This window comes from Thalassotalea sp. LPB0316 (assembly GCF_014898095.1).
In the GTDB taxonomy this organism is placed as follows: Bacteria; Pseudomonadota; Gammaproteobacteria; order Enterobacterales; family Alteromonadaceae; genus Thalassotalea_G.
In genome coordinates this window covers 3508841-3524666 of the sequence record NZ_CP062946.1, presented here as the reverse complement: position 1 = coordinate 3524666, position 15826 = coordinate 3508841, and the positions used below count along the sequence as shown (strand labels likewise).

Here is a 15826-nt window from a genome sequence, read left to right as displayed (position 1 = left end):
GCCCAGTCCTTGGTGTATCTGCAGTTGCTTGTACCTTTGGAACGCTGGTCACAATTTACCATTAAAATTATAAACGGTCAGAACATGAAAAAATTTACGTTATCGGCAGTAGCACTGTCTGTGTTAGCAATATTTAACGCTAATGCGCAAGAGGGAAGTAACCAATCAAACGAAACAGCTGCGATTGAAAAAATCACAGTTACCGGTAGTCAAATCAAAGGGGTTGATCTTGAAGGCACGCAACCGTTAGTGGTTATTGATGCCCAGGCTATCCGCAGCTCAGGCGCCAGTTCAATTTCAGAATTAATGGCGCAAATTAGCCAAACTCGCGGTGGTGTTGGCTCATTTAACACCTCTGAAAGTGGTGCAACTTCAACGTCAACACCTGCGGGACAAGCAGCAGCATCATTGCGAGGCTTAGGACCTTCATCAACGCTGACCTTGATCAATGGCCGCCGAGTGGCTGCTAGCTCATTTGCCGCGGGGACGCAAAACTTTGTCGATATCAACTCAATCCCACTTTCGGCGATTGAGCGAGTTGAAGTGTTGGCGACTGGTGCATCGGCAATTTACGGTGCTGATGCCGTTGCTGGGGTGATCAACTACATCCTCAAAACGGATTATCAAGGCGCTGAAATTAATGGCTCATACGGTAATAGCTTTGCCAGTTCAGATGAAGGTCGATACAACCTCAACTTCATTTGGGGTGGTGAAGTTGCCGGTGGTAACTTAACTGTTTTTGCCGATCATTTTGATCGCAACGCATTTCACGCTCAAGATAGAAGCTATACCCGTGATCCTGTACTGGTGAGCAACTACTCATATTTGCCAAAGCACACGCCAAATATTTATTACTACTCGGCTTATGACGGCAACGAAATTGGCAATCCAGATTGTAAAACAGATTTTGTTACCACTGAGTACGGTGAAGAGATTTGTGCCTACTACAGCAACGAAGATGACCAATTGCGCTCGGCGCTAGAAACGAGCTCAGCAGGTTTTATCTATAGTTACGACTTTAACGATGTAACGTGGAATACTGATTTCTTTATTAGTAACACTAAGTCGCGAGCCGTTTCATCGCCAGCGCCAATTGATCAAGTTGACGACACTGAAGGCCCTTGGGTTGGCGAAGAGGCTATTTATGGTGCTTTTTCACCAGAGGTAGCCGATGCATTAATCTACGACATGTGGATAGATCCGTTTGATACGCAAGCTGGACAACAGCTTTGGGGCTTTAGGTACGATGCGCGTTTCGCAAGTCCACGTACTGTTGATATCGAAACCGATGCAATGCGTTTAGTGTCGAGTTTATCAGGCGAATGGGGTGAGTGGTTTTGGGAAACGGGTATCACGTTATCAAAATCTGAATCTGAACAAGTAGCTAGTGCGGGTATTTACAACCGCTACAAGTATCACGCAGTAAGCACAGGCGAATTATGCAGTAACGGCTCAATTGCTGATTACGACTACGACAGCGATACACTTAGCTGTGGTGCGGGTGAATTGCTTGGCACGTACAACCCATTTTTATCGGGAGATGCAACCAACGATGCGTTACTCGCAATGGCTCAAGAAATGCCAACTCGCGACGGTGAAAGCACCGTTTACGGCATTGATGCAAAAATTTCTGGTGATATCGCCGAAGTCAACGATCATATGATAAGCGCAGCCTTTGGCGTTGAATTTAGACGCGAAGAAATCAACGATATTCCGTCGATGAATGCTCGAGCACGGTTTGAAAACGACTACTTAGTTGATGTTTTTGGTTTTGGTTCAAGTTTATCACAAGCGGATCGCAATCAATGGGGAGCCTTTGCTGAATTTTACTGGCCAATTACCGATCAGATAGAGTTGCAACTTGCCGGTCGTTACGACGATTACAACGACTTTGGCGATACCTTTAACCCTAAGGTTGGTGTCACTTATCGCCCGCATGAATCGGTTATCTTGCGCGCAGCGTGGTCAACATCATTTAGAGCGCCTTCACTCACCCAGGCAGGTGTAAAACTAAGAACAACGACAGCAACTTACGATTGCTCGGCAAACCAAGCAGTAGCTGACTTATACTGTGAAGGCGATGGTTTTACCTCAAGCCCAAATGTTTTGGAGTTGGGTAACGCTAATTTGAAACCCGAAGAATCAGAGTCGGTTAGCCTCGGTTTTGCATGGAGCCCGTCTTCAGATACCCATTTATCACTTGATTACTGGTCGTTTAAGCACGAACAGCTGATTGATACCGATATGACAGCAGTGCTAAATGATGCCATTAACGATGCCTCACTTCGCCATTGTGGTTTAGTGCCCGAAGGCAGCATGGGTATTTCATATGAAGAAGTGCTTTGTAGCGGTATTGTCGATGATGGTGTGCTCTACGAATTCTTAGATAGCAACGGTTTGAACATTGAGCAAGACGGGGCGAATTTAACACAAATTTTAGATCAATGGGTTGCCGCTGGCTTTGGTCGAGAGGATGCCTTACCTTTATACCGCGATCATGTTATCCAGTTAGATAACACAGGTACACAGGAGGTAAGTGGCTTTGATTTAGCCTTTGATCACAGTGTCAATTTTGCCGAAGGTCGTTTAACTTTCTCTATTGATGGCACGCATTACGCAAGTTTTGAGCGCAATCTTGCCGGTTCAAGCGATGTTGAAGAGCTCATTGGAACTTGGCGTTATCCTGAAAATATCGCAAGCTTTAGACTTGGCTGGGTAGGCGAGCAGTTTTACACCAGTATCACGGCTGATTACACAAGCTCATATCAAGACGATATAAAACGATTACGCGGTCGTAATATTGATGAACTTGAAGCGTTAGGTGAGTTAGATGCTAACGGCGAACGCGATGTTGATTCATGGACAACCGTGCGTTTTAACATGGGCTATGATTTCGACAATATGAACCTCAACTTTACGGTGCACAACTTGTTTGATGAAGAGCCGCCGGTAGCTTATGGTTCACGTCGTGGTTTTGATTCTATCAACCACAATGCGCTAGGTGTCAACTACCAGTTATCATTTAGCTACTTCTTTAAGTAAGTATCGTTGGGCTACCACACTGTGGTAGCCTTATTCTTTTATTCAAATAACCAGAGCTATAACGTGAAAGATACAACTTCAGAAAAGGCGGTAGCGCCTTCTTCTACCATGCCTGACGCGCTGATTATTTTGTTTTTTGTGGTACTGGTTGCAGCCATTTTAACCCATGTTATTCCTGCGGGCAGTTTTCAAATGTCGGTGCCTAGTGAGGGTGAAAAAGCGATGATCATCGCAGATAGCTTTCGCTTACAAAGCACACAAGGCGTGCCAATTTTTGCCGATAGTGGGGGCGTTGGTTTTTTTAACTTTGCCTTTGAAGGTATGGTTTCAGGAACCAAGTGGGGATCGGCGATTGGCGTGATGATGTTTATCATTATTACCGGCGGTGCTTTTGGTATTGTCATGAAAACCGGTGCGGTAAATAACGGCATTTTGGCCTTGATCAACAAAACGCAGAAACTTGATTATCTGTTTATCCCTTTGCTATTCGTCATGTTTTCACTCGGTGGTGCGATATTCGGTATGGGAGAAGAAGCGATAGCTTTTTGCATTGTCTTGTTGCCGCTCATGCGGGCACTTGGCTACGATGCCCTAACCACAGTATTGGTCACTTATGTTGCCACTCAGATTGGCTTTGCCGCGTCATGGATGAATCCATTTAGCGTTGCTATTGCGCAAGGTATTGCTGATGTGCCGTTATTGTCGGGGACACCATTTCGCATGACCATGTGGAGTGTATTTACCCTTGTCGGTGTTATTTTTACCGTCAAACACGCTAACCAGATCAAAGCACAAACCAGTGGCACAGACCAAAGACAAGCAGAGATAACACTTAGTGCCGGTGAATTTAGTAAAGTAGATGCGGTGATTTTATCGATCTTTGCTTTGTCGATCGCTTGGGTGATTTGGGGCGTGGTAGAAAAAGGCTACTACCTACCTGAAATTGCTAGCCAGTTTTTTGCTATGGGCTGTGTCATCGCTGCTGTCGCTGTCATTGGAAAACGCATTGTGCTGAACGATGCCGCAGACGCCTTCAAACACGGGGCACAAGAGTTATTGCCGGCGGCGATGATTGTTGGCATGGCAAAGGGGATCGTGATTTTACTCGGCGGCGACGATCCGAGTCAGCCGTCGGTACTCAACACCTTGTTGCATTACGCGGGTCAAACGATTGGTGATTTTCCAAGCTACGTGTCGGCGTTATTGATGTTGGTGTTTCAGTCAGTGTTTAACTTTTTTATTGCTTCTGGCTCAGGCCAAGCTGCTTTAACTATGCCCTTGATGGCGCCACTCGCTGACCTCGTTGGTGTAACCAGACAAGTTGCGGTATTGGCCTTTCAATTAGGTGACGGCTTAACCAATATTATTATTCCAACATCGGCATCACTGATCGGCTGTTTGGGGGTAGCCAAAGTCGATTGGGTTATTTGGGCTAAGTTTATCGCCAAATTTATGTTGGTGTTAATTGCCTTAGCGGCAAGTTTTGTGGTTTTTGCCGTGATGATCAACTTTAGCTAGTTGGTTCAACGCAGACGAAAATTAAAATGAGAATTAAATGAAATTATTAAAACAAGGTCGAGTGTATGCGCCACAGGATTTAGGGCGGAAGGATGTTTTAATTGCCGGCGGTAAAATAATCGCCATCGAAGATGAAATAACCATGCCCAATAGTGGTTTTGTTGAAGTTATCGATGCTAGAGGCAAGCTTGTTGTACCGGGTTTTGTCGATTCACTCGTTCATATTACCGGCGGTGGTGGTGAAGGGGGATTTACCACGCGCACGCCAGAAATGCACATTAACGATGCGGTCGTTGGTGGTGTGACGACATTAGTTGGTGTATTAGGTACAGATGCTATCACCCGTAGTTTGGAAAACTTGCTCGCCAAGGCAAAAGAGCTTAAAGCCCTTGGCTTGTCGGTTTATTGTTATACCGGCTCTTACCATTTGCCGGCGGTGACGATAACAGAATCAATTACCAAAGATATTATGCTCATTGACGAGTTTATTGGCGTGGGGGAGGTCGCCATTGCCGATCATCGCGCAACGCCTGTTGATCACCTAACCCTAGCGCAAGTAGCCTCACAAGCGAGAACCGGCGGCATGCTAGCGAGTAAATCAGGTATTGTGAGTATTCATGTTGGCGACGATAAGCAAGGGCTCAATTTATTGCGAGAAGTCGCCGAGTATAGCGCTATCCCGGTAGGACAGTTTTATCCAACCCATATTAACCGCACAAAAGCGCTGCTAGCAGACGGTATAGAGTTTGCAAAGCAAGGTGGCTATATTGATTTTACTACCAGCACGACTGCGCAAATTTTAGCACAAGGTGAAGTTGCTGCTGCACAAGCGCTTGCCATCGCCTTACAAGAAGGTGTTGATATTGGGCAACTTACCATGAGCTCCGACGGTAACGCGAGTTTGCCGGTATTTGATGACAAAGCAAAACTCATCGACTTACAACTTGGTGAAGTTAAAACCTTACATCAGTCGTTTGTTGAAGCAATAAATTGTTATCAGGTCGATATTGAGTTGGCACTGCGCAGTGTCACTAGCTCACCTGCCGATATCCTCGCGCTCAAACAAAAAGGCCGATTAATCCTTGGTAATGACGCCGACATCAACTTACTTGATGAGCAAAGTTTAGCTATTGATAGTGTGATAGCTAATGGCGCGTTTTTAATGCGGGCTAACACCTTGATCACTAATGCCTATTTTTAGTGGTGTTTAATAACCTTGCAATGAACTGACTTAGCAAGCCTTTTACCTGTTGGGGAGAGGCTTAATAAGTTGGTTTTTCGTGGTAATTTACGGCGTAATTTCTTGCGCTGTTAATATCTATCTGCGTCTACTCGCAATCAATCCAGTTAATTTCTTAACATGTCTTTACATTATTATCGGCTAGCATGTGTTAATACTGTGATAACTGTATGTTTTTTATTCTTTAACGTAAGTGAGAAATATACTGCTTAGGTTGTTATGGATAAGCGAGAATTTGTTGATTGCAAGGTTTAATCAACGGTAATTAGGGAGTGTTGTATGAACAATAAAGAAATAGATAAAGAACTTCTGAGACTAATGCTAAAAGCAATGCCCGGACTATTCTTTTTTGGCCTGGGAATGAATGCTGTTTTTCCTAATACAGGCAAAGCACTGCACCCAGTTTTAGATATTCCACTTGTTGGTAATGTGTTACTAGCGATTGGTATCTTGTGGTCGCTGTGGGGGCTTGCAAGCGTGATTGTTTATAAAATTAAAAACAAACATGAATAGGCAAAGGCAGCTAATTTAACCAGTGATTTGAGTAAAAAATTATGGAAAAGGAATATCTTTCGGGAATGGGTAAAGCGTCAGTTGTGCCCGAAGAAATCAAAGGTTGGAATTGGGGAGCTTTTTTACTCAATTGGCTATGGGGTATTGGCAATAGCACATATATCGCGCTGCTGATGTTTGTGCCTTTTGTTAACTTCATCATGCTCTTTGTTTTAGGTGCTAAAGGTAACGAGTGGGCATGGCGCAATCGCACGTGGCGCGATGTTGAACACTTTAAATCTACTCAGAAAAAGTGGCGAAACGCAGGGCTCATTATAGTATTTATTACTGTGTTCATCATATTCATCCCATTGATGGATATGATGAAAGGCAAGGCGTATCAAATGTCATTAGATGCAGTGACATCAAACCCTCAAGTAATCGCATTGGTGGGTAACAACCCTGAACCGGGCTATTTTGTTTTAGGCGAAATCTCAACCTCTGGCGCGAGTGGTTCGGCTAATTTAAATTACACCATTAAAGGCGCTGAAGCCCAAGCGCAAGTTTACGTTTATGCCACGAAATTTGGCGAGCAATGGACACTCAAAGAAGTGTTAGTGGTGAACCACGACACTGGCCAAAAGGTGGTTGTGCTAACCCAATCAAAATAGGGATAACCTCCACCCTTTATGCAAATAGTCGTTATCAACTCATGCTTATTTCTTAACATGTCTTTACATAATTATTTATTGGTATGTGTTAATACTATGATAATCGTATGTTTTTTATTCATTGATGGCATGCGAAAGCACAGCGCTGAAATCTACGGAAGCTAGCGCATACTGCGACATACATGCACTTGTGGAAAAATAATGACACATAAAAAATGGAAGTGCATCAGGAACATTTTGTCTAGGAGTAAGACATGGAACCCAATATTGACTATTCAACCTATACCTATAAAGAGTTATTAGAAGCTCGACAACACCTTGATGTTGAACAATACCCAGACAGAGCGGTGCAATTAGATAAACTCATTGCCGAGCACAATCAAAAGTTTGAGCAACAACACCTTCAAGAAGAACACAAAATTGTACGTGAAATTACCCCTCAGTTTCACGGTAATGCCAAGGAGTATTTTTCGATATGGATCGTTAATTTACTGCTGACCATAGTGACGTTAGGCGTATACTCGCCTTGGGCTAAAGTTCGAAACACTCGCTATATATACGGTAATACCGAAGCTGACGGCCATCGATTTACCTACTTAGCAAGCCCGATACAAATACTAAAAGGCCGAGTCATTGCCGCAGTTTTATTGGTCGGTTATTACATGCTTGCTACCATTTCACCTTTTTCGGGAGCTATGTTGGCAATTGGCCTGGTCGTTTTTATGCCATTTTTGGTGGTGCAAAGCCTTAAGTTTAAGATGAAGGTCACTGGGTATCGCAACATTCGTTTCTCATTCCATGGAAAGTACGGCCGCGCTTTTGTAGTTTTTGTACTTTATCCATTTTTATCACTATTTACGTTTTATTTGGCCATGCCATTTGCATTAGCGAAGATGGACGAGTTTATCATTGACAATATTCAGTATGGTGACAAAAGCTTTGAAACAAAATTACAGGGCGGGACGTACTGGGAGGCTAGTTTTATTAGTGCGTTAATGACAATTCCGGCAATTTTTGTCTTGTTCCAACTAGGCTTGGTTAGCACTGATCCCGAGGTGGCTCAAAACCAGTCTGTCATGTTATCTATTTTAACCATGTTAGCTTATTTAGTTATTTACACAGTGTGTGGTAGTTATTACCAAGCAAGAATAAGAAATCACATCTATGACAACAGTGAGTTAAACGATGTTGCAAAATTTGATTCAGACTTTAAATTTACTGAATTAGCCTGGTTAAATTTTAGTAACCTAGTGTTGTTAGTTTTAACGTTTGGCTTGGCGTTACCACTCACACAGGTGAGAAAACAACATTATTTTTGTCGTAACACCACAGTTCGGGTAATGGCAGGCGCAGATAGTGTCCTCGCGAGTCAAGAGACTAGCGGTAACGCGATTGGTGATGAAATCGCTGAGGCATTTGATCTTGATGTTGCGATTGGCTAATGGTTAACACTGCAACTTACTATGTAACAGGCAGCTCGTCATCACTGCCTGTTACCGTTAATATTTTAAGCCCAGACCTTTTACAAGTGATTGAAAACGATTCAAAAACAGTTTTACGTCGGCTGTCGAGGTCAGAATTAAAAGTTAGCTCTAAATTGGGAGAGATGCCCAGAGAAGTGTTATTACCTGATAATGGCAGCTTGTACATCGATGCCAATGCGTCTATCGATCAGTGGTTATTTGCTGATAATAATATCGGCAAGCTCGAATCCAATAGCAAAATAGTACTGCTTTCATTACTCCTAGTGCCCCTGTTTTTGTTTAGTATTTTTAAATACTTATTACCTGCTTTTGCCGTGCAATTTGCCGATTTAGTACCTAGTTACGTCACCCAAATATCCTCTACTAACACCCTAAATGCCCTAGATAAAACCGTATTGGCTCCCTCAGAACTAGATGAAGAAACCATTGAAAACTACGTTGTTCAATTAGCTCAACTCACCGGTAAGCTCAATATTGCCGACAAGTTATTTAAATTTCAGTTTCGCAAATCTGAGTTTTTTGGCGCCAATGCCTTTGCACTGCCCGATGGCACTATTGTCATTACCGATGATCTAGTGGCCTTGTTAGACAATAATTTTGAGTTGTTAGCTGCTATTGTTTTGCATGAAATTGGTCATGTAGAGCGCAATCATTCAATGCGTTTAATTGCTGAAACCATTATTGCTTCTATGGCCATAGATTATTTTATTGGTGACTTAGGTGGGATGATCGAAGTATTCGCTGGTATATCGAATACCATTGTACAAAATCAGTACTCGCAAAAGTTAGAGTGGGAAGCCGACAATTACGCGTTGGAGCATGCCAAATTAGTTGGCCTAACAAACGAAGATTTTGCCGTAGCAATGGAAAAGTTCGCTACCTTAGCCGCTGATGGCAATAAACTTGATGCATTATTCAGCAGTCACCCGTTAACGTTAGAGCGCATTGAAAATGCGAGGAATTCCCAATTTTAATTAGCATGTGCCTGTTTTGGAAAATCTCTTAATCGCTTATAGAAAAGTCACTATTTAAAGGTAGTTAATGTCAAACAAAGGCCTAAATATAACTCATATGCTGTTATTGCTTTTGAGCCTAATGAGCTCTTACGTGTATTCGGCATCTACAGCGTGTTTGACCAAAGAGAAAGGAAGAGATGTAAGTGCTTCGTTGTAATATCATTAGCTTGATGGTGTTAATGATTACCACGAGCCTTTTGGGATGCAGAGCAACCTCCGTTGATGTTAGTAAGGATAATAGCTATTCGGGAATTATTGGTAACTGTTATACAACGTCACAAATATATTGGCTGTATGGTTTTGATGCTGATGGCGAAGTTGAACAGGTCGACTTTTATACTTTTAAAGAAACCGGAGGCTGGAGGAATCGCTATACCGTTGAATCTTTTGAAATTGAAAGTGGTACTGGATTTTGTGTGGCTAAAATATTGAGTTGTAGTAGCTGTAATGAGGACAAGTTTTTTTTAGAAGTTAACTTTATTGACAACAATGAACCGATTCTTTCGTATCAAGCACCTATTTATATTAGAAGGTCTGATGTTGGAGGCAAATTCTATTTCAAAGATGAAGGTGAATATAAGCTATTGGCAGATTACTTCAAACTAAAAAAGGTCACTCACAAAGTAAAATAGATTGTTATGGAGATTACCGTCTGCACGGTAATGACGGGTTTATTCGAGGTTTGGGGTCAGAGTTCGCTAACTCTGACCCCGATTATTTTAACTCTGACCCCGATTATTTTGAGTTCAATTATTCAAATCTGTCAGTTCAAGTTAAACCTATCTACCGTACTACTTTTCTGTTTTAAAGCTAAACTCTTTAGGTGGTGTTGCGCCAAGTAAATGGGTTACAAAGTAGTCCCAGCGTTTGCGCATCATGTATGGCTCTCTTGCAAAGCCGTGGCCACGGTTTGGCAACATTAACATATCAAAGTCTTTGTTGGCTTCAATCAGTGCTTCAACCACTAATAATGTGCTATACGGCGGCACGTTGGTGTCGGTTGTACCGTGAGCAAGTAATAACTTACCTTTGAGGTTTTCAACGATAAGCTGGTTTGCTTGGCTGTCGTAGTTGGTGGTTTTATCATCACGTTTTTCTAATAAACCGTGCCATTTTTCACCCCATTCATCGGCGTAATTGCGGTTGTCGTGATTACCCGCTTGTGAAACCGCAACACGGTAAAAATCAGGGTAGGTAAGTAGTGCGCGCGTTGAGGCAAAGCCACCACCTGAATGTCCCCAAATACCTACTTTGGTTGTGTCCATCCAAGGATATTTTTTACCTAGCTGTTTAATCGCCGCCACTTGATCTGGAATGCCGCTATCACCCATTTTACCGTAATAGAATTCGTGGAATGCTTTAGAGCGACCCGGCGTACCTAAGGCGTCTAATTCAACCACGATGAAGCCAAGCTCTGCGATTGCTTGGTTATCGCCGCGCGCCGCTCTAAAGTGACGACCGCGAATTGAACCAACTTGTGGCCCTGGGTATAAGTAATTGATCACCGGATAGGTTTTGTTGGCATCAAAATTAGAGGGCTTGTAAAGTAAGCCGTGAAGATCGAAATTGCCATCTCTGTCTTTTACTATAAATGGCTCAGGTGCTTGCCAACCCGTCGCTTCAAGCGCATCGATATCCATAGTTTCAAGCGTAAAGCCTTGGCCAGTATTGGTTGAGCGAATAAAGCTTGTTTGCGCTTGATTATAGGTTGATGCGCGATCTAAAAAGTACTGGCCTGACTTACTAAGACTAATGCGGTGATGCTGTTTTTCAGGTGTCAGTAAAGTTAAGTCTGAGCCATCTAAATTTAGGCTATAAAGCGAATGGAAATAAGGATCTGCGCCTTCACGGCCAGCACCGGTAAAGAGGATTTTGCCCGCTTCTTGATCTAAGTGAAGCAGCTCGATAACTGTCCAATCACCCTGGGTTAGTTGTTTTTTTACCTTGCCGGTTGTCGCATCAATGAGATAGAAATGCCCCCAGTTATCGCGTTGCGAGAACCATAAAATCTCATTGGTTTTATCTAGGTAACGCCAACTTATGCCGTCAACGCCCGACTCAAAAAAGGTTTCTTCTGTTTCGGTAAATACCGTTTTCACTTGCCCTGATTTTGCATCGGCAATTTTTACCGTTGCTTGTTTGTGATCTCGGCTAGATGAGACAAAGGCAAAGTGCTGGCTGTCTTCAGACCAGTCGATATCAAGTAATGAACCATCGCGGCCAGCAACGTGATCGGTAATCGTTGAACGGTGTTGGTCAATCGGCATATCAAGGCGAATAAGCTTGTTGTTTTCAATGTCAATGACAACGCGCTCTATCGTAAAAATATGCTCATCACCGGGTAGTGGGTACTTCCATACATCGATATCAGGTGTCCCCACATTGGTCGAGACAACCGCCATTTCACCGACTTTTCGGCTATCGTGCTTAAACGTGGTGAGTTTAGTTGAATCAGGTGACCACTTTACCACTGGCTTGTCACTGCGGATCCAACCAGCATTGTTGGTGGCGTAGCCAAAATCTTGTTCGCCGTCAAAGGTCAACTGTGTTTCGTTATTGCTGGCTAACTCTCGCAACCACAAGTTGTGCGCTTTAATAAATACGGTTTTTTCGCCATCAGGTGATACAAACTCGTGTTTCTTAACACTTGGCTCAACTTGTTGGCACAGGTATTTGACTAAATCACAGCTGAAGGTAGCTTTTTCAAGGGTAATTTGCAGTTGCTCATCAGTGTCAAAGTTAAGTGCTTTCATCGGTAGCTTGTTGGCATCTACCTCTTGCTCGCTGGCACTTGCTAATGCGGTTGCTAGCTTTTGGTGATCAAATGCTAGTGCTTTCGTCTGATTTTTTGCATCTGCTTGGTAAAAGCGCAAACCTTGTTCGGTTTGGCTGCGATAGAACAGGGTCTCGCCTTGCCAAACTGGGTAATCAACAGTGCCAAACACTAATTTACTGGTGGTGCTCGCTAGCTGTTTTTCTGCTCGTTGATAATCTTCAACGCTTAATTGTTGTGCTTGTACCACTGGGCTAGCTACTACAGATGCTGCCACTAAAGGGAGAAGTTTGTTCATCGATAACAACCTATTTACTCTTGTTATTATGCTTTGATTGACATCTATCGACATCTATCGACATTCGGGTAACACTTTCGTTTATCAAGGCGACCCTATTAAGATTTGGTTGCAGATGCTACCACGATATTGCGTTAAATAATCGATTTTTAGTTGAAGCAACAAAATAAGCCGTTGAGTGGTCTTACGAAAATAATAAGAACATTGCTACCATTGATGAGTGTTAAAACGAAATTTTTAATCGTCACCACAACAAACCACAAGAGCTGAAGAAAATGAAAAAGATTGCCTTGCTATTAAGCTGTTCAATACTGTTATCACCATTGGCGATAAGCAAAACAAACAATACGATAATTGACGATGTGACCAAAAAGCCGGTACAAATGCGCGAAGATGGTCGAGGTGATCGGGTTGTTGGCGCACCTTGGGCGACCCGCTCTCCAGTTTTGGCGGTTAATGGCATGGCGGCAACATCTCATCCTTTGGCATCGCAGGTGGCGATTGATATTTTACAAGCAGGCGGCAACGCGGTTGATGCAGCTATCGCGGCGAATGCGGCGATCGGCTTGATGGAACCAACCGGCAATGGCATAGGCGGTGATTTATTTGCCATCGTTTGGGATCCTAAAACCGAGCAACTCTATGGCCTTAACGGATCAGGTCGCTCAGCAAAAGGCCAAACGTTAGCTCAGCTCAAAGCAAAAATTGGCGATGTTTCACAAATTCCTAATTGGGGCACACCACCGGTAACTGTTCCTGGCACAGTAGACGCGTGGTATGAACTACATAATAAATTTGGTCACTTGCCGATGAAGCAAAACCTTGCACCTGCAATAAGCTATGCCAAGCAAGGCTTTCCGGTTACTGAAGTGATTGCGTACTATATGGATATTTACCAAAAACGCTACGAGCGTTTATTTAAAGCCGGTGAAATAGAAGAAATTAGCAATTATCAAGCGACCTTTTTAATTAATGGCAATGCGCCAAAAGCGGGCGAGATCTTTAAAAATCCCGATCTTGCCAATACGCTGGAAAAAATCGCGCAAGGCGGGCGTGAGGCGTTCTATCAAGGTGAGATCGCTAAAACGATCGACCGATATTTTAAACGCATTGGTGGGCCATTGCGCTATGAAGATTTTGCTAGCCACACTAGTACGTGGATCAAGCCAGTGTCAATGAATTACCGCGGTTATGACGTATGGGAATTACCACCTAATGGCCAAGGCATTGCAGCTTTGCAGATGCTTTCTGTGCTGAAAAATTTTGATTTAACCGCGATGGAGCACAACAGCGCCGACTATTTGCACGTAATGGCAGAGGCGAAAAAACTCGCATTTGAAGATAGAGCGAGGTTTTACGCAGATCCCGATTACAGCAATATTGATCTCGACTATTTACTGTCAGACGAATACGGCGCCAAGCGCGCGCAACTTATCGATATGAAAAAAGCGGCAACGCAAGTGGAGCACGGCGATCCGAAACTCATAGAAGGCGATACCATTTATCTTACCGTGGCCGATAAAAATGGCATGATGGTCAGTCTTATTCAAAGTAACTATCGCGGCATGGGCACAGGATTAGTCGCCGATGGCTTGGGCTTTATCTTTCAAAATCGCGGCGCTCAGTATTCATTAACACCGGGCCACCCGAATGTTTATGCACCAGAAAAACGCCCGTTTCATACCATTATTCCGGCCTTTATCACCAAAGATAACCAACCGTATATGAGCTTTGGCTTAATGGGCGGCGCGATGCAACCGCAAGGGCATGCGCAGATGGTTACCAATATTGTCGATTTTGGCATGAACGTGCAACAAGCCGGCGACGCCGCAAGATTTCATCACAAAGGCTCTACTTCGCCAACATGGGAAGGCAGAATGCAAGATGGCGGTGTACTTGAACTAGAAAGTGGTATTCGCGCTCAGGTTGTTCGTGAATTGCAAAAGCGAGGTCATAAAGTTCACATTACCAGTGGCTCATTTGGTGGCTATCAGGCGATATTAAAACATCCGGTAACGGGCGTTTATCACGGAGCGAGTGAGATGCGCAAAGACGGCCAAGCACAGGGTTACTAATGCGGTGGAGTGAATAAAAATATTCCTGATGCGTTATCTTTTATTCAGTTTTTAATTGTGTTACTGTTGATTTATACAGTTTGTTGGTGTTTGTGGGACGAGGGCCCGATAGCCACCAACAACCAATATTCGGTTTGAACAAGAGGATTTCTAATGGCAGTTGAAGCTCGTTACGTAGTGATTCGCCAAAATGCGGAGGTAAAAACATTTATGGATAAGAAGGCGGCAGATGAATACGATAAAATGCTCGATATGGCCGATAACTTAACGGAAATGTTTGCCAAAGCACCTGTTGAATTGTCTGAAAGTCTTGCTGAAGAATTAAGTGTATTTTTAGCGTCTAATCGCGAAGATGTCTTAATTGCGCTACAGGCGAAAAAACCAAAACCGGTGGCAAAAGCTGTTCCGGCAAAAAAGGCTGCTAAAAAAGAAGCGGTAACCGACGAAGATAAGAAAGACGTTGCGTAAACCGCGCTAGTGTTTAGTTATCAACTTGCGCGCAGTGCTCGGCGCAAAACATTGGCGATCACTGTCAAGGCTGGCCAAGTTTATGTGCGTGCGCCGCAATTTGTTAGTCAAAGTGCTATTGATGCCATGCTGTTGGAAAAGTCACAATGGATTGGCCAAAAGCTCAAACAAAGCTTGCTAGAACAAGTGAATAAACAAGCAGCATTTCAACATGGCTTTGATATTTTATATCAAGGCCAACCGCATACCATCGCTTACATTAAATCAGCAAAAGCTGAGGTTATTGCCCATCAAAACACGCTGTTTGTCGAAGTGGCTGAAATAATAGATGAGCAGCAAGCTTCAGCGCTGGTAAAACAGCGGCTAGCAGTATTCTTTCAGCAACAAATAGAAAGTAAAATAGCCGAACGTCTGCCTTATTGGGTTAACAAAACTCAACTAGTGCCAAGTGGTTACAAGGTGCGCCAGTATAAATCTCGGTGGGGGAGTTGTAATTCAAAAGGCCAACTAACCTTTAATTCCTTATTAGCGATGACACCTGATAAGCTAGTCGACTACGTGATTGTTCACGAACTTTGTCACCTTAAATACATGAACCATTCAACAGCATTTTGGCAGCTAGTTAGTCAGTTTGTACCTGACTACAATACTCACCGCCAATGGCTCAAAGCCCATCAAAAGCAACTCAGTGTTTTTTCCTGATTACAACTTGTAACGTAAGTTAAAGTAAAGCAACAGATCACTCGTGA

At 43.4% G+C, this 15826-nt stretch carries 12 protein-coding genes; 11 read left to right on the top strand and 1 reads right to left on the bottom strand.

Annotated features, from left to right (window positions below; translation table 11 throughout):
• The first annotated feature begins 84 nt into the window (after positions 1-84).
• From LP316_RS15825 to LP316_RS15790, 8 genes are all read left to right on the top strand, one after another.
• Positions 85-3042 carry a TonB-dependent receptor plug domain-containing protein gene (locus LP316_RS15825; protein WP_193022065.1) on the top strand — a complete coding sequence of 986 codons (2958 nt, stop codon included), beginning with the start codon at positions 85-87 and terminating at the stop codon, positions 3040-3042.
• Between the two features lie 108 nt (positions 3043-3150).
• The gene (gene yfcC / locus LP316_RS15820) at positions 3151-4560 is read left to right on the top strand and encodes a putative basic amino acid antiporter YfcC (protein WP_193023928.1); all 1410 of its coding nucleotides are present in this window, start codon (positions 3151-3153) and stop codon (positions 4558-4560) included.
• Positions 4561-4597: 37 nt separating this feature from the next.
• The gene (gene iadA / locus LP316_RS15815) at positions 4598-5761 is read left to right on the top strand and encodes a beta-aspartyl-peptidase (protein WP_193022064.1); all 1164 of its coding nucleotides are present in this window, start codon (positions 4598-4600) and stop codon (positions 5759-5761) included.
• Positions 5762-6079: 318 nt separating this feature from the next.
• Entirely contained in the window at positions 6080-6313 is a 234-nt protein-coding gene (locus LP316_RS15810; RefSeq protein WP_193022063.1) for a hypothetical protein, read from the top strand.
• Between the two features lie 41 nt (positions 6314-6354).
• The gene (locus tag LP316_RS15805; RefSeq protein ID WP_193022062.1) at positions 6355-6963 is read left to right on the top strand and encodes a cytochrome c oxidase assembly factor Coa1 family protein; all 609 of its coding nucleotides are present in this window, start codon (positions 6355-6357) and stop codon (positions 6961-6963) included.
• 254 nt (positions 6964-7217) lie between these two features.
• Positions 7218-8405, top strand: a complete 1188-nt coding sequence (locus LP316_RS15800) for a YjgN family protein (RefSeq protein WP_193022061.1) — start codon at positions 7218-7220, stop codon at positions 8403-8405.
• Complete coding sequence (locus LP316_RS15795) at positions 8405-9421, top strand: M48 family metallopeptidase (RefSeq protein ID WP_193022060.1); 1017 nt, start codon at positions 8405-8407, stop codon at positions 9419-9421. The genes LP316_RS15800 and LP316_RS15795 overlap by 1 nt, the downstream gene beginning before the upstream one ends.
• 221 nt (positions 9422-9642) lie before the next feature.
• The gene (locus LP316_RS15790) at positions 9643-10095 is read left to right on the top strand and encodes a hypothetical protein (protein WP_193022059.1); all 453 of its coding nucleotides are present in this window, start codon (positions 9643-9645) and stop codon (positions 10093-10095) included.
• Between the two features lie 159 nt (positions 10096-10254).
• On the opposite strand, the gene LP316_RS15785 is transcribed toward LP316_RS15790, so the two are convergent.
• A complete protein-coding gene (locus LP316_RS15785; RefSeq protein WP_226960765.1) occupies positions 10255-12534 on the bottom strand; it encodes a S9 family peptidase in 2280 nt (759 codons plus the stop codon).
• 383 nt (positions 12535-12917) lie between these two features.
• Between LP316_RS15785 and ggt the strand changes: the two genes are divergently transcribed.
• The 3 genes from ggt (at position 12918) to LP316_RS15770 (ending at position 15779) form a co-directional block, all read left to right on the top strand.
• Positions 12918-14609 (top strand): gamma-glutamyltransferase, encoded by a 1692-nt coding sequence (gene ggt / locus LP316_RS15780; RefSeq protein WP_193023927.1) that lies wholly within the window; start codon positions 12918-12920, stop codon positions 14607-14609.
• A 153-nt stretch (positions 14610-14762) separates the two neighbouring features.
• Positions 14763-15077, top strand: a complete 315-nt coding sequence (locus LP316_RS15775) for a YebG family protein (RefSeq protein ID WP_193022057.1) — start codon at positions 14763-14765, stop codon at positions 15075-15077.
• 9 nt (positions 15078-15086) lie between these two features.
• Positions 15087-15779, top strand: a complete 693-nt coding sequence (locus LP316_RS15770; protein WP_193022056.1) for a M48 family metallopeptidase — start codon at positions 15087-15089, stop codon at positions 15777-15779.
• Positions 15780-15826 lie beyond the last annotated feature (47 nt).

Bases quoted from the DNA above. Each gene is read 5' to 3' on its own strand.
- LP316_RS15785 (WP_226960765.1), bottom strand. From the start codon at position 12,534: ATGAACAAACTTCTCCCTTTAGTGGCAGCATCTGTAGTAGCTAGCCCA.
- LP316_RS15790 (WP_193022059.1), top strand. From the start codon at position 9,643: ATGATTACCACGAGCCTTTTGGGATGCAGAGCAACCTCCGTTGATGTT.
- LP316_RS15805 (WP_193022062.1), top strand. From the start codon at position 6,355: ATGGAAAAGGAATATCTTTCGGGAATGGGTAAAGCGTCAGTTGTGCCC.
- LP316_RS15795 (WP_193022060.1), top strand. From the start codon at position 8,405: ATGGTTAACACTGCAACTTACTATGTAACAGGCAGCTCGTCATCACTG.
- ggt (WP_193023927.1), top strand. From the start codon at position 12,918: ATGCGCGAAGATGGTCGAGGTGATCGGGTTGTTGGCGCACCTTGGGCG.
- LP316_RS15800 (WP_193022061.1), top strand. From the start codon at position 7,218: ATGGAACCCAATATTGACTATTCAACCTATACCTATAAAGAGTTATTA.
- LP316_RS15825 (WP_193022065.1), top strand. From the start codon at position 85: ATGAAAAAATTTACGTTATCGGCAGTAGCACTGTCTGTGTTAGCAATA.
- LP316_RS15775 (WP_193022057.1), top strand. From the start codon at position 14,763: ATGGCAGTTGAAGCTCGTTACGTAGTGATTCGCCAAAATGCGGAGGTA.
- yfcC (WP_193023928.1), top strand. From the start codon at position 3,151: ATGCCTGACGCGCTGATTATTTTGTTTTTTGTGGTACTGGTTGCAGCC.
- iadA (WP_193022064.1), top strand. From the start codon at position 4,598: ATGAAATTATTAAAACAAGGTCGAGTGTATGCGCCACAGGATTTAGGG.
- LP316_RS15810 (WP_193022063.1), top strand. From the start codon at position 6,080: ATGAACAATAAAGAAATAGATAAAGAACTTCTGAGACTAATGCTAAAA.